Raw genomic sequence first — 21,453 nt, forward strand, 5'->3', positions numbered from 1 at the left:
TCCACTTTTCACCTCCAGAACTAGAAACTTCTTATTCAAAACGAAAACGTTCCTGCTCAAAACGAAAACGTTCTTGTTCAAAACGAAAACGTTCCTGCTCAAAACGAAAACGTTCCTGTTCAAAACGAAAACGTTCTTGTTTAAAACGAAAACGTTCCTGTTCAAAACGAAAACGTTCCTGTTCAAAACGAAAACGTTCCTGTTCAGAACTGCAACAACCGAGTTCCAAGGGTGAATGATGGTGATTACAGGGCAAATATTTTCCTTACCATCCCATCTTCACAAACCTGAAAACTCAAGCCTGGGCGAATGGAATTCGCGGCTACACAAACTCTCGTCCGCCTGCCCGGACTAAGAGAAAATTAATATTTTTAACCCGCGCAGGCGGGTTTCGTCTGTGTAGACGCGGTTTCTAACCGCCCTTTTAACGTTAAGTTGACACCAATGGGCAATGCCGTGCCCCTACGTTGTGTATGTGGGCGCAGATAAAAATCATCGATTAAAATACAGGCATCTGGAATTATGTTGTAAGCGATCGCTGAAATTAGATAGGAGCTAAACAATAATGCTACAAACCATTGAAGGAATTTATAAAAACGGCAAAATCGAACTAGCCCAAACACCACAAGGCATTACTGAAAGCAGAGTCTTTGTTACTTTTTTAGAAACAAAACCCACGACTTGGCCAGAAAAGATTATGCAACATCAAGGTGTAGTAGAAAGTATCATTTTTGAATCCTACCGAGTTAAATGAACATAGTAAAAAATGTTAGTTTAAAAACATCATTGCAAACAGACTTTTATTTCCATGACTTACTACGTAATCTACGACGGGAATTGTAATCTCTGCGTTACTTTAGTACAATTACTAGAAAACTTAGACAAGGGAAAGGTGTTTCAATACACTCCCATGCAAGATGAACAGAGACTTTTAGAGTGGGGAATTACAGCCCAAGATTGCGAACAGGGAATGATTTTAATTGATGGTAATGAGCCTCAAAGACGTTGGCAAGGTAGTAATGCAGCAGAAGAAATTGGTCGCTTATTACCAGTAGGAAGTATATTTGTAGACGCTTATCGGGCGTTACCGGGGATGAAATGGGCTGGCGATCGCTTTTACGAACAAATCCGCGATAACCGCTACACTATTTTTGGCAAGCGTTCTAGTACTTATGAATCAGCATACTGTGTTCATGGCAGCTGCAAGCCGTAGAAGTAGCTGTGCTGGCTTGAGGGGAGACGCAAAGACGCGGAGAGTTTTGAATACTACAGCAAATTTTTCTCTTAGTCCGCGGAGGCGGACTAAGCCTGTGTAGCCGCGAATTCCATTCGCCCTGGCTAAAATTAATCATTAGATAGAATTTATTCTAGTAAAAAATCCCCCTCCAGGTGCTAGTAAAAAGCCTGGTAGAACAACCATGATCCTATTTGGCGTGTTTGTAAATATCCTGTAACAACATAAAATTCCCTTCACGCCAAAATACAGCACAAAACATTATTCAAGGGGAGAATCTGCGTGAGAATTGGTGCTAATTATTTGGGTAACGGAGAGTGTGAATTTACAGTTTGGTCTCCAACGTTGGATAGCGTTGCTGTGCAAATTTTGACGCCCCAAGCGCAGGTAATTGCGCTTAAACCTCAGGCAGAGGGATACTGGCAAACGAAGGTTAATGATGTGTATCCAGGTACGCTTTATCGCTATGTCCTGAATGAACAAAACGCCTTTCCTGACCCGGCGTCGCAGTATCAACCTGAAGGCGTGCATGGCCCTTCTCAAATTGTTGATCGCCATTTTAACTGGACTGATGAAGCATGGGCGGGAATTCCTGTGGAGTCGATGATTTTCTATGAACTTCATGTCGGGACATTCACGCCTGAAGGCACTTTCAGCGCCATTATTCCCCGCTTACCCCAACTACGAGAATTGGGAATTAATGCTATTGAAATTATGCCCATTTCCCAGTTTCCTGGAGATACGCATATTGAGTCTGCTTTGGCATATCGTAACTGGGGCTATGACGGTGTTTATCCCTATGCTGTACAAAATTCCTACGGTACTCCAGCCGACTTGAAAGAACTGGTGAATGCTTGTCACGAAAACGGCATTGCTGTTGTGCTGGATGTGGTGTACAACCACTTTGGGCCAGAAGGTAATTATATGAGTCAGTTCGCGCCCTACTTTACTGCAACCTATAAAACGCCCTGGGGTAATGCGATGAATTTCGATGATGCCCACAGTCAGGGCGTGCGAAACTATTTTATCCAAAATGCGCTTTATTGGTTGGGCGAATTTCACATTGATGCATTGCGGTTAGATGCAATTCAAGCAATTTATGACTTGGGAGCAAAGCATTTTTTGTGGGAATTAGCGGAAGCAGTTCATCATTTTTCACAACAAGGGCAAAGATGGAAACGCCATTTAATAGCCGAAAGTGATTTAAATAATCCGCAAATAATTCGTCCGGTAGAATTGGGTGGCTATGGACTCGATGCTCAGTGGGCTGATGATTTTCACCATGCATTGCATACACTTTTAACAGGCGATCGCCAAGGATATTATCAGGATTTTGGTAAGTTTGCTGATTTAGCAAAAGCTTATGAAGATACTTTTGTTTATGATTGGAAATACTCGCCCGATCGCAGACGATTTCATGGCGTATCTTGCCGCGATCGCCCTTTATCACAGTTTTTAGTTTGCATCCAAAATCACGATCAAATCGGCAACCAAATGAAAGGAGAACGCCTCACAGCGCGGATCTCTTTTGAAGGATTAAAATTAGCCGCTGGTGCTGTGTTGCTGTCACCTTATTTGCCGTTATTATTCATGGGAGAAGAATACGGCGAAACCGCACCTTTTATGTATTTTGTTAGTCACTCCGATCCAGATTTAATTCAAGCAGTTCGAGCCGGACGCAAAGAAGAATTTGAACCATTTCACTATGAAGACGATCCTCCAGATCCAGAATCTGCGGAAACTTTCTTAAGCTGTAAACTTAACTGGAAATTACGCAACGAAGGTAACCACAAAATTTTGTGGGATTGGTATCGCCAATTAATTAATTTACGCAAAACCCATCCAGCACTTCTTAACCAAGACCGCAATTTCATTCAAGCCACTAGCGATGAAGACAAGCAATTAGTTATCGTCCGTCGTTGGTGTGAAACAAGCGAACTAATATTTGTATTGAATTTCAACTCGTCTCCAGTAACAGTAACTCTACCAATTAAAAACAATGCTCATAAACTATTAGATTCGGCAGATACCTCATGGTCTGGGTCTGGTTCTCAAACCCCCGAATATCTCTCTGCGGGAGAAGAAGTGAAATTGCAACCCATTAGTTTAGTACTGTATGAAGGGGAGTAGGGGAGTTAGGAGTTAGGAGTTAGGAGTTAAGAATTAGCCTTAAAGGTTCAACGTTTAAGCTCAGAGGTTCACTGTTGAGCTTGAAAAGCTCAAACTCTCAACTCTCAATTTCTAACTGCCAACTCCCAACTCCCAACTCCCAACTCCTAACTCCTAACTCCTAACTCCTAACTCATCACTCAAAACTCCCACAAGAAACAAATATGCGAATTCCAAGAGCAACTTATCGAATTCAGTTTACCCCTCAGTTTGGCTTTGAAAATGCAAAAGCGATCGCCACTTATCTGGCAGATTTAGGCATTTCCGATTTATATGCTTCGCCGATTTTTAAGGCGCGGTCTGGTAGCACGCACGGTTACGATATAGTAGATCCCACTCAACTCAACCCGGAACTGGGAACTAATGAGTCTTTTGATGCATTAATCAGTGAAATACAATCTCTGGAAATGGGTTGGTTACAAGATATTGTGCCTAACCACATGGCTTATAGCAGCGAAAATGAGTATTTAATGGATATCTTGGAACACGGGCCAGATTCCAGCTATACTGATTACTTCGATCTTTCTTGGAATGTGCCATTTGGCGATCGCCAAGAACGAATTCTCGCTCCTCTACTGGGAGATTTCTATGGTGTATCCCTAGAAAATGGACACATTCAACTGCAATATGAACAAAACGGCTTAACTGTTAATTATTACAGTTTGAAGTTGCCGTTGCGGTTAGAATCATACACAAAGTTTCTTACTTATAATCTCGGCAAACTGACGCGGACATTGGGGCGCAATCATCCCGATTTTATTAAGCTATTGGGGATTCTGTATATTCTCAAAAATGTGCCTTCAGAAGTTGCGGGTAAACAGCGACAAGACCAAATTGCATTTATCAAAGGATTAGTTTGGGAAATCTACACCACAAATGATTTAATCCGCGAGTTCATTCACGAAAACCTCAAAACTTTTAATGGAGAACCTGGCAATTCCGAAAGTTTTAATCCCCTAGATGATTTACTCAACGACCAATTTTATCGTCTCGCTTTCTGGAAGGTCGGGGCGGAAGAAATGAACTATCGCCGATTTTTTACTGTCAATGAATTGATTTCTGTAAAAGTTGAAGAACTGCGGGTTTTTAATAATACTCATAGTTTCATTGAAAAATTAGTTGCAGAAGGTAAATTTACAGGTTTACGCATTGACCATATTGATGGACTTTATAACCCAATCCAATATCTAGAAAGACTGCGAGAAAAAACCGGAGATGTTTATATTACTGTTGAGAAAATCTTGGAACTCACGGAAGATTTACCGGAAAATTGGCAGATTGAAGGTACGTCCGGATACGACTTTTTGAACTATATCAATGGCGTCTTTTGTGATAAAGAAGCAGAATTGTGGTTTGATAAAATTTACCATGCATTTATCAGTACGAGAGTAGATTATGCATCGCTGGTAAAAGAGAAAAAGCAGCTAATATTAGAAAAGAACTTAGCAGGTGATATAGATAATTTAGCTCTCCTCTTAAAGAATATTTCCAGCAAATATCGCTACGGCAATGACTTTACTGTGAATGGACTCAAAAGAGCGATCGCTGAAGTTTTGACAGTGTTCCCCATTTACCGGACTTATATTACTCCCGATGGAATTGGAGAGAGCGATAAACTCACCATTCAAGACGTAATTAATCAAGCCAAAGAACAAGTACCTTTGTTGCAGCATGAATTAAATTTTATTGAAAAGTTGATGCTGCTGGAATTTGATAATTCTCTTTCTCAAACAGAACGTGAACAGTGGATATATTTTGTCTTGCGGATGCAGCAATACAGTGGTCCATTGATGGCCAAAGGCGTGGAAGACACAACATTATATGTTTACAATCGTTTGTTATCACTCAATGAAGTGGGAGGAAATCCGAGTCATTTTGGCATTTCTGTAGCTGACTTCCACAGTTTTAACCAAAAGCACCAAGCAACATGGCCTCACACCATGAACACCACAGCCACCCATGACACAAAACGCGGCGAAGATGTGCGAGCAAGGTTAAATGTGTTATCGGAATTGCCGGAAGAATGGGAAGAACAAGTCAACATTTGGAGTCATTATAATCAAGGACATCGCAGCATTCGCCAAGGATTTGCCATGCCCGATCGCAATGATGAGTATTTTCTCTATCAAACATTAATCGGTGCATTCCCCTTTGCCGAAGCAGAACACGAATCTTTCGTAGAACGGGTGAAGGAATATATGATTAAAGCAATTCGAGAAGCGAAAGTCCATACTGCATGGTTACGGCCTGATAGCGAATACGAAGAAGCTTGTACTTCCTTTGTAGAAAAAGTCCTCAATCCTTCAATTTCTGGGCAATTTATCGAAGCTTTTCATCCCCTTCAACAGCGAATTGCCTATTATGGAATGTTCAATTCTCTTTCCCAAACTCTACTGAAGGCTACCGCACCCGGCGTACCTGATATTTATCAAGGAACGGAACTTTGGGAATTAAGTTTAGTCGATCCAGATAACCGCCGTCCTGTAGATTTTGAACAGCGACGCAGTTATTTAAGCACCATTAAAGAGCAAATCAAAACTGACATTTTGGGATTAATTCAAGAGTTGCTAAATCACAAAAACGACGGTAGAATTAAACTGTTTTTAACGGCGCAATTACTCAAAGCCAGAAAAGATTATCTCTCATTATTCCAAGACGGAGATTATCAGCCCTTAGAAATTCACGGAACTCACGCCAATCATATTATTGCCTTTGGGCGACAATTAGGAAATCAAACAGCGATCGCCATCGCACCCCGCTTTTTCACTCGCCTCGTTCAGCCCGGAAAAGATCCCTTGGGTGAGTCAGTGTGGCAAGATACACACCTGGAATTACCCCCTGGAACTTCCTCGTCTTGGAAAAATGTCTTAACTGAACAACCGTTACAGGGGAAAGAAACATTATCTATGGCATCTGCCCTCGCGCATTTTCCAGTTGCTTTATTGGTTAGTAGTGCTGAGTAAAAAATAAAATCTCACGCAGAGGCGCAGAGGCGCAGAGAAATAAAATTCTGCGTACCTCTGCGATTTCCTTTGCGTTCCTTTGCGTTTAAAAAGAATTCCAACTCCAAATTATGACTACTCCATCACTCACCACCACCCAGATTAACGCTGTGCAATCCCATATCAAAAAAACGTGGAAAACGTTAACGCGATCGCACGAACACTTATTACAATCTGCAAAGGATACTAAGCTAGACCACAAATCGGAAACACCGTGGATTGTCTACATTTCACCTTTGGAAGATTGTCCTAACGTGCAATCTGTGTTAGAGCGATCGCTATCTCGTCAGGATATGCAAAGAATTGAAATTCGCACTTTGCCGAGCGAAGTCGAAGCAATTAAAGAACATGGATTATTATACCTGCCAGGGCCTTATGTCGTGCCCGGCGGTCGCTTTAACGAAATGTATGGTTGGGACAGCTACTTTATATTATTGGGACTTCTGCACGATGGGGAATTGGAACTAGCGCAAAGTCAGGTAGACCAATTACTCTACCAAGTGCAGCACTACGGTACTATCCTCAATTCCAACCGGACTTACATGCTGTCGCGATCGCAGCCGCCCGTCCTGAGTATGATGGTTCTGGCGCTATTCCAGCACACCCAGGATGAAGAGTGGCTCAAGTCAACGGTACCGCTACTAGAACGATTTTACTATTACTGGGTAGTACCGCCCCACCTGAATGCTGCAACAGGTTTATCCCGATTTTATGCTTTTGGGGAAGGTCCTGCGCCAGAAGTTTTGTTTTCTGAGCGAGATGAGGAGGGAAAAAGCCACTACGATCGCGTTAAGGAGTACTACCAAACCTTTGAGGTTGAGGATTATGACGTTAGTCTTTACTACGATCACGAAAATGACGAACTGACGAGCCTATTTTACAAGGGCGATCGTACCATGCGCGAGTCGGGTTTTGATATCACTAACCGATTTGGCCCCTTCAGTGCTGATATCCTCCATTACGCTCCCGTCTGCCTGAACAGTTTGCTGTATCAGATGGAACAAGATTTGGCGCAAATTAACGAGATTTTCGGTAACGAAGAACTAGTGCAACAATGGCGTGAACGTGCAGAGATCCGCCGCGATCGCATCGATCAATGTCTTTGGGATGAAGAACAGGGGCTTTATCTAGACTATCACTTCCAGAGTGGCGAACGTCGGCGTTATGAATTTGCCACAACGTTCTATCCCCTCTGGCTAGGAATTGCTTCCCCAAGCCAAGCCAAGCGCTTGGTAGAAAATCTCTCTTTGTTTGAAGCCCCAGGAGGAATTTTTACCAGCACTCGTGTCACTGGTAACCAGTGGGATGCCCCCTTTGGCTGGGCACCGCTGACATTAATAGCTGTCCTTGGACTTCATCGCTATGGATATCATACAGAAGGCGATCGCATTGCCAACAAATTCCTTGCTATGGTAGTTAAAGAATTCGGGCGTCACAACACTTTAGTTGAAAAATATGATGTTGAACGCTGTTCTGCCAACGTTTCCAATGAAATCTGCTTTGGATATAGTTCTAATGAAGTTGGTTTCGGCTGGACAAATGGAGTGATTCTAGAACTTTTAGCAGCCTCTGGGAGAAAAGTTTAAATCAAGAATCCCACAAAGCTTGTTTTGGAGTCGCAAAAGCACAGGAACGAAACCCAACACCAAGGATTCTTGGTTTTGTTGGGTTTCACTCAATACTGCTCGGATAAGCAGGGGAGGCAGGGGAAGCAGGGGAAGCAGGGGAGGTAAAAAATACATCAGACCGAATTGTTCTCCAGCTTTTTACCCGACCTTCAGCAATATCTTTTTTACCTTCTTCAAAGGATTCAATAAATCCAGGGATATCAAGTAACTCTTGGGTAGCGTCTTCACTCTCCTTATCTGCTAGATATGCTAAAAAGTCAGCAACTAGTTGTAGGCGTTCTGAAGATAATCCATCTAAATATTGGTTTATTTGCTGACGAACTTCTGTGTTGTTCATATTTTTGCAACTCTTTTATTCTTAACTTTGAGAATCTTGCTTTCTTTGATTTGCTTGCTCAATGCGTTGTCTAATTGCTTCTTCTGCAATGCGAATATTTTCTTCTATTGGCGTACCGTCTTCAGCTACCATTGGCCCGTACCATGTTGCTTCTGAGTCAGGAGTGCGGCGGCTATACAAAACACGCAAAGGCTCTACATCTTCCCGGTGTGCAAGTGCGTAAGCTATTAATTCTTTGTTAGTCATTGCTTCAAAATTCGGTCGCATTTAAAAACCTCCAGTTTCCATTAGCGGGTACAATGATTTGGAGTTCGTCATTGACAAAAATAAATACAACTCCGGTTTGGTCATCAAAGCGAAATAGCTCAATACTCCGATAGGTGTTTGACAACATCTGACAGACACGTAGACAGGCTATAGCTTGTGCGTATGTTGGGTAAATCGTCTGTTCCTCAATTGTGACATAGATAATAGTAAGCCTTTCTTTTGCGGTTTCTGCTGTGAATAGTAAATTTTCTTGGGCATAGCCTCTGTTTACATTTTCACTCCCCTGATTTACCACTACTCCCTTTGCTTATCTATGCAACTTCCAAAGACTTTCCTAGTGTCTTAGGCTCTGGGAGAGATTTACCATCAGCCAAAGATGATTCAATCAGCATTTCTAAAACTTCCTGAGCATTTTTAAGAGCGTCTTCGTAAGTCTCTCCGTGAGTGCAAGGCTGCATTATATCCGTAAACTCAGGTAGCGAAACCACATAACATTGGTCTGCCTCTGACCATTGAATCACGATTGTATATTTCATTCTTCTGTCTCCTCGTCTTCTTTAATTTTATTTAGTTCTTCTAGTGCTTCATTGACTTGCTTTTCTAAATAAGGTTTGGCATCGCTACCATCTTTGCCAGCAATGATGATAGCTTTAGGCAATTGGGGATGCAGCCATTTACTATGGCTACCCTTTGCAGGTTTATAAGTAAATCCTGCTTGCAGCAACAAGCTTTTGAGTTCTCTGATTTTCTTGGGCATATACTCAGCTTACATTTAGCCTTCCAACTGCTTTAACTTCTTCTGTGCAAATTCCCGCACTTGCTCATCTGGGTCATTCTTCGCTCTGTCGCGCAACAGTGGTAAAGTCTGGTCATGCTGAGGAAATTGCTTGATAATTATCTCAAGTGCAATGCGCCGAGGGTTGATTTCCCGGTTTTCGTTGCGTTCAAAGGGATCATTGACAGCAAAGTTGTAATAGATTTCAAACAACTCAGGCTGATATTTAAAGTATTTAGCTAATTCTTCCACTGCTGCACTTCGCACATTCCAATTACCATCCTGGGTAGCGCATTGTTGAAGGAAGCTTTTAATGTCAAGGTCATCTTTGAAGCTTTGTGCGAATTCTTGTACTGTTACAAGCCGCACATCCCAACTATAATCCTGGGTAGCAAGAGTTTTGAGGATAGTTTTAGTGTCCGGGTCATCTGTGAAGCCTTTAGCTAATTCTTGCCCTGCTGCACTTCGCACAATAGCACTATCATCGTGGGTAACAAGAGTTTTAAGGATAGTTTTAGTGTCCGGGTCATCTTTGAAATTTCTGGCTAATTCTTGCACTGCTACACTTCTCACATCCCAGCTATCATCCTGGGTAACAAGAGTTTTGAGGATAGTTTTAGTGTCCGGGTCATCTTTAAAATTTCTGGCTAATTCTTGCACTGCTGCGCTTCTCACATCCCAATTATCATCTTGGCTAGCAAGAGTTTTGAGCCAGCTTTTGATATCCAGGTGATCTGGGAAATTTTTAGCTAATTCTTGCACTGCTGCACTTCTGACATCCCAATTATTATCCTGGCTGGCACAAGTTTTGAGGATAGTTTTAGTGTCCAGGTCATTTGGAAAATTTTTGGCTAATTCTCGCACTGCTATACGGCGCATATCCCAATTAATATCCTGAGTGGCACAAGTTTTGAGGATAGTTTTGGTGTCCGGGTCATCTGTAAAATTTTTGGCTAATTCTCGTACTGCTGCACGTCGTACATGCCTACCATTGTCCTGGCTGGCACAAGTTTTGAGGATAGTTTTGGTATCCGGATCATCTAAAAAATTTTTAGCTAATTCTTGAACTGCTGCATTTCGCATATCCTCATGTTTATTCTCGGCAGCACAAGTTTTGATCCAGCTTTTGGTGTCGGCATCATCTTTGAAGTTCTTCGCTAATTCTTGGACTGCTGCACGTCGCACATCTGCATCATCATCTTGGATGACAATAGTTTTAAGCCATGTTTTAGTGTTGGGATCATCTTTGAAATTTCTGGCTAATTTTTGCACTGTTACACGTCGCACATTCCAATTATAATCCTGGGTAGCACGTTGTTTGAGCCAGGTTTTGGTATCGGGGTCATCTTTGAAGTTCTTCGCTAATTCTTGGACTGCTGCACATCGCACATCTGCATCATCATCCTGGGTAGCGCGTTGTTTGAGCCAAATTTTGGTTTCCAGAGATTCTTGCCAGGTCGTTGCAATTGCTGTGACTGCTTGAGTGCGAATTTCCTCAACTAGCTTAGTTTCTTCTTCATCTTCGTAGGGGACGTAGTAGTACCAGAGGTCATATTTAGTCAAGTCTTTTAACTCGTTAAGTAATTGAATAGCCGTTAACGCAATTACTGAGCGATTTCTCACTTCTACAAGACACTTAGCCGCTAAAAAGAGATTGACAAACTTTTCCTCTTCGCCATCTTGCGCCATTAAATAATCAAGAATTTCCCCAACAAATCTTGGCTCAATCATTCCCGCAATTAGCAACAAAACTTCATGCCAACTTTCATCTTGCCAGTGTTTGCCAAAAACTTCATTCTTAAGTTCCTCAATAGTCAGCGTTTGCGTTTCTTTAAACTGCCAGACAAACTCCCAAGCACAGAAATATTCTAAAAATGTCCGATGCACAAAAGCATAATAATCTGCACCCAGGAAACATAACATAAAGTTGCGAGTCCGCAGTTGATTAATCATCACCCGTGCCGCTTCTCTGGGTTTATCAAATTCTATGGTTTTGAGATATTCAATCAGAACTTTGACTAAATCATTTTCATTAATCAAATTACCTGCCAAACCTTTATCACCAGTTTGCATCAGATAAGCAACCTGACGCAGCATCGCTTGCTTATCTTTATAATCAATCGTCTTGGGATCTAACCTCTTATCTTCTGTCAAAGCGCGTTCCACATCCCATTGATGTAGCAGTACCCGCGATGCTTGATCGTAAAGTGTAGCTCTATCTCTTGGCAGTTCTTGATTACGATTAAGAATTGCCATCATCGTCAACAGCAGAGGATTTCCCGCCAATTCTGCAATAGATTTGGAAGTTTCAATTCCTCTTTGTAGCCGTTCCCGTTTTCTCACTTTATCTGCTGCATCGGTAAAAGTTAACTCATGCCAACGATAAATAAAATCCTGAATTTGTTCTGAGTCTAAATCTTGTAATATAAAGTGACGAAACTCAGCATTAAGTAATCGCTGCGGTTTATAGCCAATAATCCGAGAAGTGACAATTACCTGCACATCAGGATAGTCATTAGTAAAGCGATGAATATCAGTAATTACATCCTCTCGCTTACCAGGGTCAAATACCTCATCCAAACCATCAAACATCACTAAGGCATTACCAGCTTTTAATTGTTTATCTAGTTCAAGCTGATTGAGATGATGAACAGCACCACTACATTGATGAAAAAATTCTAGAAAATTATTACACTCTTTATCTTCCCGTCGCCGCATATAAGTGCGTAATTCAATTAGCAACGGAATTGGTAATGAGATAACATTATCCAGTGGAGACTCAGCCCAATTCAAAGTCAAAAATTGCAACAAAGTAGACTTACCTGAACCAGGATCGCCCAAAATCACAAGATATTTATAATCTTGCTTTTTATTGACAACATCTAAAACTGAACGTATTGGCTGTTCAAAATAAACCCGTTTGTGGCGTTCTAATTCTTGTAATTCAACTTCTGCTTCTACTTGGTCACTTTCTCGCAGCCGTCTAAGATGTTCTTTAGGCAGTTCGTGAACTTGTGGTAAAACTTGATGAGCTTCCCGGACATTTTGAGCAGTAAAAATCCGCCATAATTTCAGTTCGTTATAGGCATAGCCGCTGGTATCTAAGCTATCTAATTTAACATTACCATAGCGCTCGCGGATTCCTTCTTGATATTTAATTAAATTAAAATCTACAATAACACCAGCAATTTCTTTGGTATTTATTTCGATATCAGATAATTTTTGTAATTCTAGGATATGGTGTAAATCTTTTGAATCTAAAAGAAGTTCTTGCACTTGTGTAAAATACTGTTCTGTAAGTGATTGCCAGTTAAACTTATATGGCAGAGGTTTTAATTGCAGCCTGTTCCAACTACCTTCTAGCTTTTTAGCATCTATAGATTCACAATTAATATCAAAAGCCTTGCCAAGAATTTCTATTACTAACTGATCGCTGAGAAACTTCTTGATATCTTGGGTGTACTCTTTAATTTCAGTTTCACCAAGTTTGCAACGAACCTTTAACTGCTGCTGCATCAGTTGTAAAAATTCCTTTAATGCTTTGCCAGCAGCAATTTCTATATCTTCCTTCTTAAGTTTCTGGACAATCTTGCTAGGGATGCCTTTTAATAAATCTTTAGCCCAATCTTTAGCAGCATCCTTGGCTAAGTCTTCGAGAATGGGTTTAAAAATAAACCCAGCAGCCTGAGTTACACCCCAAATAGCTAACCAGTCCAGCATAATACTCGCGTCTGTTGAGATTTTGATTACGAGTATATACACTAGCTTGAACAAATAATTACTAATTCGTAATTCGTAATTCGTAATTCGTAATTAAAGAGGGTACAAGCCCCCACCAAATCAAAGATTTGGTGGGGCAACAATTCAGTGGTGGGTATGAATCCCCTACTGATAGCGTAGCGTTAGCGAGTCTTCTCCCAAGGGGAGACGCACTCGCATTCGAGGGTCTTCATTCTGACTCCTGAATTCTTACTTCTGAATTCTTCTTCAATTACTATTTTGCGATTTCTCAGAGCAATAGCTTGTAGCTAAGCGATAATAAATACATTTGCTTATAGATGCACAGTTATGACCTGCTGTCTCAATCCAGCTTGCCACAATCCGCCCAATCCCGATCGCACAATGTTTTGCTACAACTGCGGCACAGGATTGGTAGTGTTGAGAAACCGCTATCGCCCAATTAAATCATTAGGTGGTGGGGGATTTGGTAAAACTTATTTGGCAGAAGATATCGACAAACTAAATGAGCATTGTGTCATCAAGCAGTTTGCACCGCAAGTCCAGGGAACAGCAGCACTAAACAAAGCCACAGAACTATTTGAGCAAGAAGCAAAGCGACTGCAACAGTTAGGAAAACATCCCCAAATTCCCACTCTATTGGCGTATTTTAATGAAGATAATCGCCTGTATTTAGTGCAGGAGTTTATCGATGGGCAGAATTTATTGGTTGAATTACAACAGCAGGGAATTTTCAACGAGCAAAAAATCAGAGAATTATTGCTTGATTTGTTAGATATTCTCAAAATAGTTCATCAACAGCAAGTCATTCACCGCGATATCAAACCAGAGAATATTATTCGTCACAGTGATGGTAAGTTTGTGCTGATTGACTTTGGTGCATCGAAGCAACTGACAGCAACAGTGATGACGCAAATAGGAACAACCATCGGTTCCTTTGGTTATGCACCATTGGAACAGATGCAGGGAGGTGAAGCTTACCCAGCCAGTGATTTATATAGTCTTGGTGCAACTTGCTTTCACCTATTGAGTGGAATTCACCCTTGGGACTTGTGGAAACGACAAGGTTATAGTTGGGTTGCGAGTTGGCGAGAACATTTGCAGCAACCAGTAAATCAGAATTTGGGGCGGATACTGGATAAATTGTTGCAAGAAGAACACCAGGAGCGTTATCAGTCAGCAACGGAAGTATTACAAGCGTTAAATTTACAGCCGATACCAGTAACTGTGCCTGTTACTTCTCCAATACAACAGACTCAACCAGCTATCTCTGGTAGTTTGAAAAAGCCTATACCTAAACACTTCATTGTCCTTCCATTATTAATATTAATTGGTGCTGGCACGGTTTATTCATTGCAAGGAATAACAAATAGTGTTGAAAATTACAACCGTCAAGGAATAGAAAAATACAATAATCAAGATTTTCGCGGTGCTATTGAAGATTATAATGAAGCCATCAAAATTAATCCTAATTTTGCAAAAGCTTACTACAATCGGGGTAATGCTCACTATGATTTAGGAGAAAAGCAAGAAGCAATAGAGGATTATACCAATTTTATATGAAGCTGCATATAATAGAGTGAATAAACTGGATAAATAAAAATAAGCATGAGCCGCCCTTTTAAGATTGAAATTGCAGAAAGCGAAGCAGAACTAAAGAAACGTCTACAAACAGCCAACGTAGGAAACCAGAAAGAAAAACTGATGATGCTGTGGTGGATAAAAAACGGGCAGGTTCATGAACAGCAAGAAATTGGAAAACGCTTGGCTCTAGATACATCAACTGTCACAAGGTGGTTACAAAGATATAGAGTCGGTGGACTAGATGAATTATTAGAAATTAAAAAAGCTCCGGGAGCAAAACGAAAAATTGATGAGGTAGCGATCGCGGCACTAACAGAGGAGTTAAAAACAGGAAAAGGCTTTAGTAGCTATGGTGCAATAGTGGAGTGGTTAAAAAAAGAACAGGGGCTGGAAGTAGAGTATGCAACAGTATATGCGTTAGTGAGATATAAATTAGGAGCAAAACTCAAAGTACCACGTCCGCAAAGCCATAAGCAGGATGAGAAGTTAGTATCTGAGTTTAAAAAAAACTCGGTATCATTATCGAGAGGCTAGAAAAACATCTAGCACCAGGAAAGTGTATTCATTATCTGTGTCAGGATGAAACCAGGGTGGGATTAAAAACTTTAACGGGAAAAGTAATTACGGCCCCTGGAGTCAAACCAACTGTAGCGGTGAAATGGGAAAGAGAAAATTTTTGGATTTATGGTGCAATTGAACCATTAACAGGACAACATTTTCAGCAAGAATACCCGCAGCTCAATGGTGACTATTTTCAACAGTTTTTAGACTGGTTATCGCAACAATTAGGTTCAGATTATGCAATTTTACAAATAGACCAAGCTCCTGCTCATATCAGTAGTGCGATTAATTGGCCTGAAAATATTATTCCCCTGCTGCAACCACCTCATGCTCCTGAGCTTAATCCCATTGAAAGGCTGTGGCAGTTTCTCAAAAAATCTCTCAAGAATGAACTGTTTTCTGACTTGCAAGACTTACGCACTCGCCTACAACAATTGTTCGAGCAATTAACATCTGAACAGGTGATTTCCATCTCTTCTTATAACTTTATTTTAGAAGCTCTTTTCTATGCAGCTTCATATTAAATTGGTATTACAACCAAGCTATTAAACTTAATTCTAAATATGCAGAAGCTTACTATCAGCAGGGGCTTCTAGAACAAGATAACCAAAAAGCTATAGACTACTTCCGTCAAGCCGCAGAGCTATTTGTTGCACAAGGAAGTCAAGGTGATGCCAAACGTAGTCAAGGACAAATACGTTCTTTATTGAAAGATTATCAGGGAGCGATCGCTGCTTATACTGAAGCGATTGGGCTGAACTCCAACGATTTAAAGGCTTACATCAACCGGGGTGTAGCTCGCAGTAATTTAGGAGAGCATCAAGCAGCGATCGAAGATTACAACCAAGCCATTAAAATTAATCCTAAGTTTGCATTGGCTTACAACAATCGGGGTGCTGCTCACAGTAGTTTAGAACGAAAGCAAGCTGCAATTGAAGATTTCAACCAAGCCATCAGAATTAATCCTAACTTTGTATTGGCTTACAACAACCGAGGTTTTGCTTACTATGAATTAGGAGATAAGCAAGCCGCAATTGCAGATTACAACCAAGCCCTGAAAATTGATCCCAACTATGCAGATGCTTACAAAAACCGGGGTAGTGTTCGCTATGATTTAGGAGATAACCAAGCTGCAATTGAAGATTTCAACCAAGCCCTGAAAATTAATCCCAACTATGCAGATGCTTACATCAGACGGGGTGTAGCTCGCTCTGCTTTAGGAAATAAGCAAGCTGCAATTGAAGACTACACCCAAGCCATCACAATTAATCCCAACTATGCGCTAGTTTATAACAACCGGGGTATTGCTCGCTCTGATTTAGGAGATAACAAAGCTGCAATCGAAGATTACAACCAAGCCATCAAAATTAATCCCAAATATGCAGATGCTTACATCAATCGGGGTGTAGCTCGCTCTGCTTTAGGAGATAAGCAAGCTGCAATTGAAGACTACAGCCAAGCCATCACAATTAATCCCAACTATGCACTAGCTTACAGCAACCGGGGCAATGCTCGCTCTGCTTTAGGAGATAAGCAAGCTGCAATTATAGATTTTCGTAAATCTGCCGATTTGTATAAGCAACAAGGAAAAGAAAGTGATTATCAAGATGCTCTAAACCGCATTAAACAAATTGATCAATAACCAGATTGCCTAGTTGTTCAAAAGCGTTTTGTCAGAATCCAGTATTTCTTCGGCTGAAGGTAACTACTTTGGCTAATTGTACGCTAACATAGCTAGTTTCTTTAACACTCAGCAGAATTATAGCAATTAACTGTGATGATTCTTCTCTGATGGACAGTATTAGCGATCGCACCAATAAAATAGATAAAAGCGATCGCATTCAACCCGATCTCAAAGTAAAAATATCAGCAAAACCCCATACTTGGAGGTGTAGCAATGGTACAACAAGTCACACCGGAAACCAACATCGAAGTCATCTACCCAGAAAGTGATGGACAGCCAATGGCAGATAACACAGAACAATTTGCATGGATTGTCAAAATTAAAGAAAATTTAGAAATCTTATTTGCATCGCAAGCTGATGTATTTATCGCTGGAGATTTGTTTTGGTATCCAGTTAAAGGAAATTCTAATATTAAACAAGCACCTGATACGATGGTAGTCTTTGGCAGACCAAAAGGAAAACGGAGTTCCTATTTACAATGGGATGAAGATAATATACCCCCACAGGTAGTATTTGAAATTCTATCGCCAGGTAACACCCTTAAAGAAATGACCAAAAAATTGCAGTTTTACCAGCGTTATGGTGTGGAAGAATATTATATTTACGACCCAGATAAAAATGATTTAAATGGCTTACTCCGTTCTGGGGATAGTTTTGAAGTCATTGAAGAAATGAATGACTGGGTAAGCCCGCGTTTGAAAATTCGTTTTCACTTAACATCGAATACATTGGAAATTGTTTCTCTCACAGGACAAAAGTTTTTAAGCCCCGTAGAAATTGACCAGTTACGCGAACAGGAACGTCAACGCGCAGAACAGGAACGCCAACGTGCAGAACAAGAAACTCAAGCAAAAGAAGCCGCTTTACAAGAATTAGAAAAAGAACGCGATCGCTATCAAGAATTGTTAGCTAAACTCAAAGAAAAAGGAATCGATACAGATAATTTGTAATTGCCGTTAAAGTTACAGCGTTTTTCATCTATTTGAACCACAATCCCCAGTAGGGTAGCACAGCTGTGCTACCCTACAACGTGGTCTATTTACCTGAAAATTGCTGTCATAAGCCTTACAGGATGCGTTATGGACTAACGTTCATAACTCACGCTACCAGATTAAAGCTAGATAGGCAGATAAAGTGCGTTAGTAAAAATTAATTCAAACCTCTCAACTCGCAATTGCGATGTCTACGACGGGCTGCGCCTACGCAATTTTCCCCACTGCACGCCCAGGTTCGCTATCAGCATGAGCTGCAGCTAATTATTGTAAGGCATATGTGCGAGCGATTACTGCACGAATTTTACCACCTTCAATCATACCAGGTATGCAGTTGCTTCAAAAGTGATGCCAAAGTTCGTAATGAACAATAAATAAAATTCATTGCGATCGCTAAGTCATGTTAGATTTAAGTTTATTGTTTCCTCAAAACACAAAATCCCAGAGTTTCCTACCCATCTCCTCACTGTGGGAATGAAAAAGAAGGAGTTAAAAGTTAAATTTTTTGAAAAATATGTGCATCAACACCTCTATTCACCTGAAGCTGTATGGATTACCAGATAAGACTTATAACCACAATTGAATATCATTGTCAAAGCAAAAATTAAAAAAATATGAATTGCATTTTTGCCCTGAAAAAAATGATATGTTAGATACAGAATTGAATTTCGCACGTTTCTGGAGTAGAACGATATAAACTACTCCAGTTTTTCACCCTCAAACCCCTTTCATTCATTGCTTTTGACAGGATTTGAGGGCAATCTGAGTACACATTCAAATAACCCAAACCCAGTTGAAAGTAGATAAAAATCCTTGCTGGGATTGGGTTTTGGCTGAGTACAAAGAAATCCTGAACCCCCATCTCTAAACACTAGAACCCCAACCAAAAAAGACTAGAACCCCTACCCGAAAAAAAAATTTCTAATTCTTGTAATGCTTAGAGAATTAGGGTTTTTCTTATTTGAGTACAAGCTTAATAAATCCAATAAATTCTATCCTAGATAGACGCACCGCCTCAGTCAAAGACGGCTGATATAAATCTTATATCGCCAATCACTTAACGCTCCTACACAAAACGAAGCGAAGAGTGAGTGGAGGGATGACATAGCACCATGCCTGAAGTGAAGAGAAGTCGCGGCTGTAACCACAAATTCTACCCAAGAACCGAACGTTGACACACACCAGCCCGAAATCAGATATCTATCGCCTGCCTTACTTGAAAACAAGTCGCCCAAACCCAAGCGTTTGCAGGCAGTGTGGAAGACGCGACTTCAATTCATGGGCATAGAGAGTAGCCACAGCATCTCCCACAGTGGCAGCCAAGTCCACCGACCTTTTGCGAAATTCAATGACATCACCGTCTACACGACTCCTCACCTCCAACGCTACGGAATCGCCAACCCAAGCAAAATCCGGTGGTTGCGGCTGCGACAGCAGTACCACCGTGGAAATGGACGAAAAGCTCCAAGAACGCATTGCCAAACATCCCTGCTACAGCGAAGACGCCCATCACCACTATGCGCGGATGCACGTTGCAGTTGCTCCAGCCTGTAACATTCAATGCAACTATTGCAACCGCAAATATGATTGCGCTAACGAAAGCCGTCCTGGAGTAGTTAGCGAGTTGCTCACACCAGAAGAAGCAGCACATAAAGCTTTGGTGATTGGAGGCAAGATTCCTCAAATGACAGTTGTGGGAATAGCCGGTCCTGGCGACCCACTAGCGAACCCAGACAAGACATTCCGCACATTTGAGTTGATTGCCGAGCAAGCACCAGACATCAAGCTGTGCTTATCTACCAATGGTTTAATGCTCCCTGACTACATCGATCGCATTAAACAATTAAATATAGATCACGTTACGATCACCATTAACATGGTAGATCCAGAGATCGGTGCTAAGATTTATCCTTGGGTTCACTACAAACGCAGGCGTTATAGAGGCATTGAAGGCGCAAGAATTCTCCACGAAAGACAGATGGAAGGATTACAAGCCCTCAAAGAAGCTGACATCCTGTGCAAAGTCAACTCCGTGATGATTCCCGGAATCAACGACCATCACTTAGTTGAAGTGAATCGAGTCATTCGTGAAAAAGGTGCATTCCTGCACAACATCATGCCATTGATTTCTGCACCAGAACATGGCACACACTTTGGTTTAACCGGTCAACGTGGTCCCACACCCAAAGAACTCAAAGAAGTCCAAGACAACTGCTCCGGTAACATGAAAATGATGCGTCACTGTCGCCAGTGTCGCGCTGATGCAGTCGGATTATTGGGAGAAGACCGCAGCCAGGAATTTTCCAAAGATAAATTCTTGGAAATGACTCCAGAATATGACGTAGAACAACGCGCCACCGTTCACGAAGGCATTGAGAAATTTAAAGAAGAAATTAAAGCAGCCAAAGACAAAGCGCTAGCCGGCAAGAAATTTGCCAACAGTCCTAAAGTCTTAGTTGCAGTAGCAACCAAAGGCGGCGGATTAGTTAACCAGCACTTCGGTCATGCTAAAGAATTCCAAATTTACGAAGTGGATGGTAATGAAGTTCGCTTTATCAGTCACCGCAAAATAGACCAATATTGCCAAGGTGGATACGGCGAAGAAGCTTCTTTTGAGTATATTATGAAAGCGATCGCAGATTGCAAGGCAGTTTTAGTTTCCAAAATTGGTAACTGTCCCAAAGAAAAATTGCAAGAAGCTGGTATACAGACTGTTGAAGCTTACGACGTAATTGAGAAGGTTGCTTTGGAGTTTTACGAACAATGGATTAAGGAATAGGGACTGGGGATTAGGGACTGGGGACTAGGGACTGGGAATTAAGCAAGAATTTTCCCAATCAATACCCAATACCCAGTACCCAATACCCAGTACCCAATCCCCAGTACCCAATCCCCAGTACCCAAAAAGGAGAATAATCATGGCTTACCAAGTTACTAGCCAATGTATTTCCTGCAATCTCTGTCTATCTGTGTGTCCCACCAATGCAGTTAAAGTAGTTGATGGACAGCACTGGATTGACCCTGAACTCTGCACAAACTGTGTTGGTAGCATTCATACAGTACCTCAGTGTAAAGCTGGTTGTCCCACCTGCGATGGTTGCGTGAAACAGCCTAATGATTATTGGGAAGGCTGGTTTGCCAATTACAACCGCGTAGTTGCAAAATTAACTAATAAACAAGATTACTGGGAGCGTTGGTTTAAATGTTATTCCCAGAAATATTCTGAACAATTACAAAAGCGTCAACCCCAAACAATGGGAGTAGAAGCCTAATAAAATAATTCGTAATTCGTAATTCGTAATTCGTAATTCGTAATGGAAAATTAAATTTAAAATTTACGAATTGTTGAAGGTTAAAAAATTACGAATTGCTGAAGCTTAAAAGTTAAAGGGCAACGGAGCAAAGGAATTTTTTACAGACAAAGGTTAATCGCGTCTCTACTCCTAACTCCTAACTCCTAACTCCTAACTAATTCTTGTGA

20 protein-coding genes and 2 pseudogenes are annotated in these 21,453 nt (G+C 41.2%); 13 read left to right on the top strand and 9 right to left on the bottom strand.

The features are described 5' to 3' along the window. Positions 1-31: 31 nt before the first annotated feature. Positions 32-256, bottom strand: a complete 225-nt coding sequence (locus tag IQ276_RS05875; RefSeq protein WP_193914389.1) for a hypothetical protein — start codon at positions 254-256, stop codon at positions 32-34. Positions 257-371: 115 nt separating this feature from the next. Beyond that, positions 372-563 (bottom strand): hypothetical protein, encoded by a 192-nt coding sequence (locus IQ276_RS05880; RefSeq protein ID WP_235115473.1) that lies wholly within the window; start codon positions 561-563, stop codon positions 372-374. Positions 564-565: 2 nt separating this feature from the next. On the opposite strand from IQ276_RS05880, the gene IQ276_RS05885 reads away from it, so the two are divergent. The 5 genes from IQ276_RS05885 to IQ276_RS05905 all read left to right on the top strand — a co-directional run bounded on the left by IQ276_RS05885 (position 566) and on the right by IQ276_RS05905 (position 7,991). Then, complete coding sequence (locus IQ276_RS05885; RefSeq protein WP_193914391.1) at positions 566-754, top strand: hypothetical protein; 189 nt, start codon at positions 566-568, stop codon at positions 752-754. A gap of 54 nt (positions 755-808) precedes the next feature. Then, positions 809-1,213, top strand: a complete 405-nt coding sequence (locus tag IQ276_RS05890) for a thiol-disulfide oxidoreductase DCC family protein (RefSeq protein ID WP_193914393.1) — start codon at positions 809-811, stop codon at positions 1,211-1,213. A 303-nt stretch (positions 1,214-1,516) separates the two neighbouring features. Beyond that, a complete protein-coding gene (gene treZ, locus IQ276_RS05895; protein ID WP_193914395.1) occupies positions 1,517-3,364 on the top strand; it encodes a malto-oligosyltrehalose trehalohydrolase in 1,848 nt (615 codons plus the stop codon). A gap of 203 nt (positions 3,365-3,567) precedes the next feature. After that, positions 3,568-6,366, top strand: coding sequence for a malto-oligosyltrehalose synthase (gene treY, locus IQ276_RS05900; RefSeq protein ID WP_193914397.1), 2,799 nt, complete (start codon positions 3,568-3,570; stop codon positions 6,364-6,366). Between the two features lie 110 nt (positions 6,367-6,476). Then, on the top strand, positions 6,477-7,991 hold the full coding sequence (locus IQ276_RS05905; RefSeq protein ID WP_193914399.1) for a trehalase family glycosidase: 1,515 nt from the start codon (positions 6,477-6,479) through the stop codon (positions 7,989-7,991). An 85-nt stretch (positions 7,992-8,076) separates the two neighbouring features. On the opposite strand, the gene IQ276_RS05910 is transcribed toward IQ276_RS05905, so the two are convergent. Genes IQ276_RS05910 through IQ276_RS05935 form a run of 6 tightly spaced genes read right to left on the bottom strand, consistent with a single transcriptional unit; the run spans position 8,077 to position 13,132 of the window. Continuing rightward, the gene (locus tag IQ276_RS05910; protein ID WP_228042851.1) at positions 8,077-8,370 is read right to left on the bottom strand and encodes a hypothetical protein; all 294 of its coding nucleotides are present in this window, start codon (positions 8,368-8,370) and stop codon (positions 8,077-8,079) included. Between the two features lie 21 nt (positions 8,371-8,391). Then, positions 8,392-8,637, bottom strand: coding sequence for a DUF6887 family protein (locus tag IQ276_RS05915; protein WP_190879673.1), 246 nt, complete (start codon positions 8,635-8,637; stop codon positions 8,392-8,394). Next, positions 8,621-8,932, bottom strand: a complete 312-nt coding sequence (locus tag IQ276_RS05920) for a DUF6888 family protein (RefSeq protein WP_228042852.1) — start codon at positions 8,930-8,932, stop codon at positions 8,621-8,623. Before IQ276_RS05920 ends, IQ276_RS05915 begins: the two co-directional genes overlap by 17 nt. A gap of 16 nt (positions 8,933-8,948) precedes the next feature. Further along, positions 8,949-9,173: a type II toxin-antitoxin system HicB family antitoxin gene (locus IQ276_RS05925; RefSeq protein WP_190879670.1), complete on the bottom strand. Its 225-nt coding sequence runs from the start codon at positions 9,171-9,173 to the stop codon at positions 8,949-8,951. Next, on the bottom strand, positions 9,170-9,394 hold the full coding sequence (locus IQ276_RS05930) for a type II toxin-antitoxin system HicA family toxin (protein ID WP_193914401.1): 225 nt from the start codon (positions 9,392-9,394) through the stop codon (positions 9,170-9,172). Before IQ276_RS05930 ends, IQ276_RS05925 begins: the two co-directional genes overlap by 4 nt. Positions 9,395-9,409: 15 nt before the next feature. Continuing rightward, positions 9,410-13,132, bottom strand: a complete 3,723-nt coding sequence (locus tag IQ276_RS05935) for a HEAT repeat domain-containing protein (protein WP_193914403.1) — start codon at positions 13,130-13,132, stop codon at positions 9,410-9,412. Between the two features lie 348 nt (positions 13,133-13,480). Between IQ276_RS05935 and IQ276_RS05940 the strand changes: the two are divergent. The 5 genes and pseudogenes from IQ276_RS05940 to IQ276_RS05965 form a co-directional block, all read left to right on the top strand. Beyond that, a pseudogene (locus IQ276_RS05940) lies at positions 13,481-14,410 on the top strand (protein kinase domain-containing protein); the annotation flags it as partial. A gap of 141 nt (positions 14,411-14,551) precedes the next feature. Next, positions 14,552-14,713 (top strand): annotated as a pseudogene (locus IQ276_RS40885) (tetratricopeptide repeat protein); the annotation flags it as partial. A gap of 45 nt (positions 14,714-14,758) precedes the next feature. Next, positions 14,759-15,268, top strand: a complete 510-nt coding sequence (locus tag IQ276_RS05950; RefSeq protein ID WP_190881120.1) for a helix-turn-helix domain-containing protein — start codon at positions 14,759-14,761, stop codon at positions 15,266-15,268. A gap of 35 nt (positions 15,269-15,303) precedes the next feature. Then, the gene (locus IQ276_RS05955) at positions 15,304-15,819 is read left to right on the top strand and encodes an IS630 family transposase (RefSeq protein WP_199342436.1); all 516 of its coding nucleotides are present in this window, start codon (positions 15,304-15,306) and stop codon (positions 15,817-15,819) included. Between the two features lie 20 nt (positions 15,820-15,839). Beyond that, a complete protein-coding gene (locus IQ276_RS05965) occupies positions 15,840-16,937 on the top strand; it encodes a tetratricopeptide repeat protein (RefSeq protein ID WP_309245633.1) in 1,098 nt (365 codons plus the stop codon). Positions 16,938-16,968: 31 nt separating this feature from the next. Here IQ276_RS05965 and IQ276_RS05970 read toward each other — a convergent pair whose 3' ends face one another. After that, a complete protein-coding gene (locus IQ276_RS05970; RefSeq protein ID WP_193920820.1) occupies positions 16,969-17,136 on the bottom strand; it encodes a hypothetical protein in 168 nt (55 codons plus the stop codon). Between the two features lie 56 nt (positions 17,137-17,192). On the opposite strand from IQ276_RS05970, the gene IQ276_RS05975 reads away from it, so the two are divergent. The 3 genes from IQ276_RS05975 to IQ276_RS05985 all read left to right on the top strand — a co-directional run bounded on the left by IQ276_RS05975 (position 17,193) and on the right by IQ276_RS05985 (position 21,244). Continuing rightward, a complete protein-coding gene (locus tag IQ276_RS05975) occupies positions 17,193-17,930 on the top strand; it encodes a Uma2 family endonuclease (protein ID WP_193920818.1) in 738 nt (245 codons plus the stop codon). A 1,390-nt stretch (positions 17,931-19,320) separates the two neighbouring features. Further along, complete coding sequence (gene nifB / locus IQ276_RS05980; protein ID WP_193920816.1) at positions 19,321-20,751, top strand: nitrogenase cofactor biosynthesis protein NifB; 1,431 nt, start codon at positions 19,321-19,323, stop codon at positions 20,749-20,751. Between the two features lie 139 nt (positions 20,752-20,890). Next, positions 20,891-21,244 carry a 4Fe-4S binding protein gene (locus IQ276_RS05985; RefSeq protein WP_190882702.1) on the top strand — a complete coding sequence of 118 codons (354 nt, stop codon included), beginning with the start codon at positions 20,891-20,893 and terminating at the stop codon, positions 21,242-21,244. Positions 21,245-21,453: the final 209 nt, after the last annotated feature.

The sequence above is a fragment of the Desmonostoc muscorum LEGE 12446 genome, from assembly GCF_015207005.2.
In the GTDB taxonomy this organism is placed as follows: domain Bacteria; phylum Cyanobacteriota; class Cyanobacteriia; order Cyanobacteriales; family Nostocaceae; genus Nostoc; species Nostoc muscorum.

What these genes read in the sequence shown, in the direction of transcription:
- IQ276_RS05890 (WP_193914393.1), top strand. Translation starts at nt 809, where the DNA reads ATGACTTACTACGTAATCTACGACGGGAATTGTAATCTCTGCGTTACT.
- IQ276_RS05925 (WP_190879670.1), bottom strand. Translation starts at nt 9,173, where the DNA reads ATGAAATATACAATCGTGATTCAATGGTCAGAGGCAGACCAATGTTAT.
- IQ276_RS05950 (WP_190881120.1), top strand. Translation starts at nt 14,759, where the DNA reads ATGAGCCGCCCTTTTAAGATTGAAATTGCAGAAAGCGAAGCAGAACTA.
- IQ276_RS05905 (WP_193914399.1), top strand. Translation starts at nt 6,477, where the DNA reads ATGACTACTCCATCACTCACCACCACCCAGATTAACGCTGTGCAATCC.
- IQ276_RS05930 (WP_193914401.1), bottom strand. Translation starts at nt 9,394, where the DNA reads ATGCCCAAGAAAATCAGAGAACTCAAAAGCTTGTTGCTGCAAGCAGGA.
- treY (WP_193914397.1), top strand. Translation starts at nt 3,568, where the DNA reads ATGCGAATTCCAAGAGCAACTTATCGAATTCAGTTTACCCCTCAGTTT.
- IQ276_RS05935 (WP_193914403.1), bottom strand. Translation starts at nt 13,132, where the DNA reads ATGCTGGACTGGTTAGCTATTTGGGGTGTAACTCAGGCTGCTGGGTTT.
- nifB (WP_193920816.1), top strand. Translation starts at nt 19,321, where the DNA reads ATGACATCACCGTCTACACGACTCCTCACCTCCAACGCTACGGAATCG.
- IQ276_RS05885 (WP_193914391.1), top strand. Translation starts at nt 566, where the DNA reads ATGCTACAAACCATTGAAGGAATTTATAAAAACGGCAAAATCGAACTA.
- IQ276_RS05915 (WP_190879673.1), bottom strand. Translation starts at nt 8,637, where the DNA reads ATGCGACCGAATTTTGAAGCAATGACTAACAAAGAATTAATAGCTTAC.
- IQ276_RS05970 (WP_193920820.1), bottom strand. Translation starts at nt 17,136, where the DNA reads ATGCGATCGCTTTTATCTATTTTATTGGTGCGATCGCTAATACTGTCC.
- IQ276_RS05975 (WP_193920818.1), top strand. Translation starts at nt 17,193, where the DNA reads ATGGTACAACAAGTCACACCGGAAACCAACATCGAAGTCATCTACCCA.
- IQ276_RS05910 (WP_228042851.1), bottom strand. Translation starts at nt 8,370, where the DNA reads ATGAACAACACAGAAGTTCGTCAGCAAATAAACCAATATTTAGATGGA.
- IQ276_RS05985 (WP_190882702.1), top strand. Translation starts at nt 20,891, where the DNA reads ATGGCTTACCAAGTTACTAGCCAATGTATTTCCTGCAATCTCTGTCTA.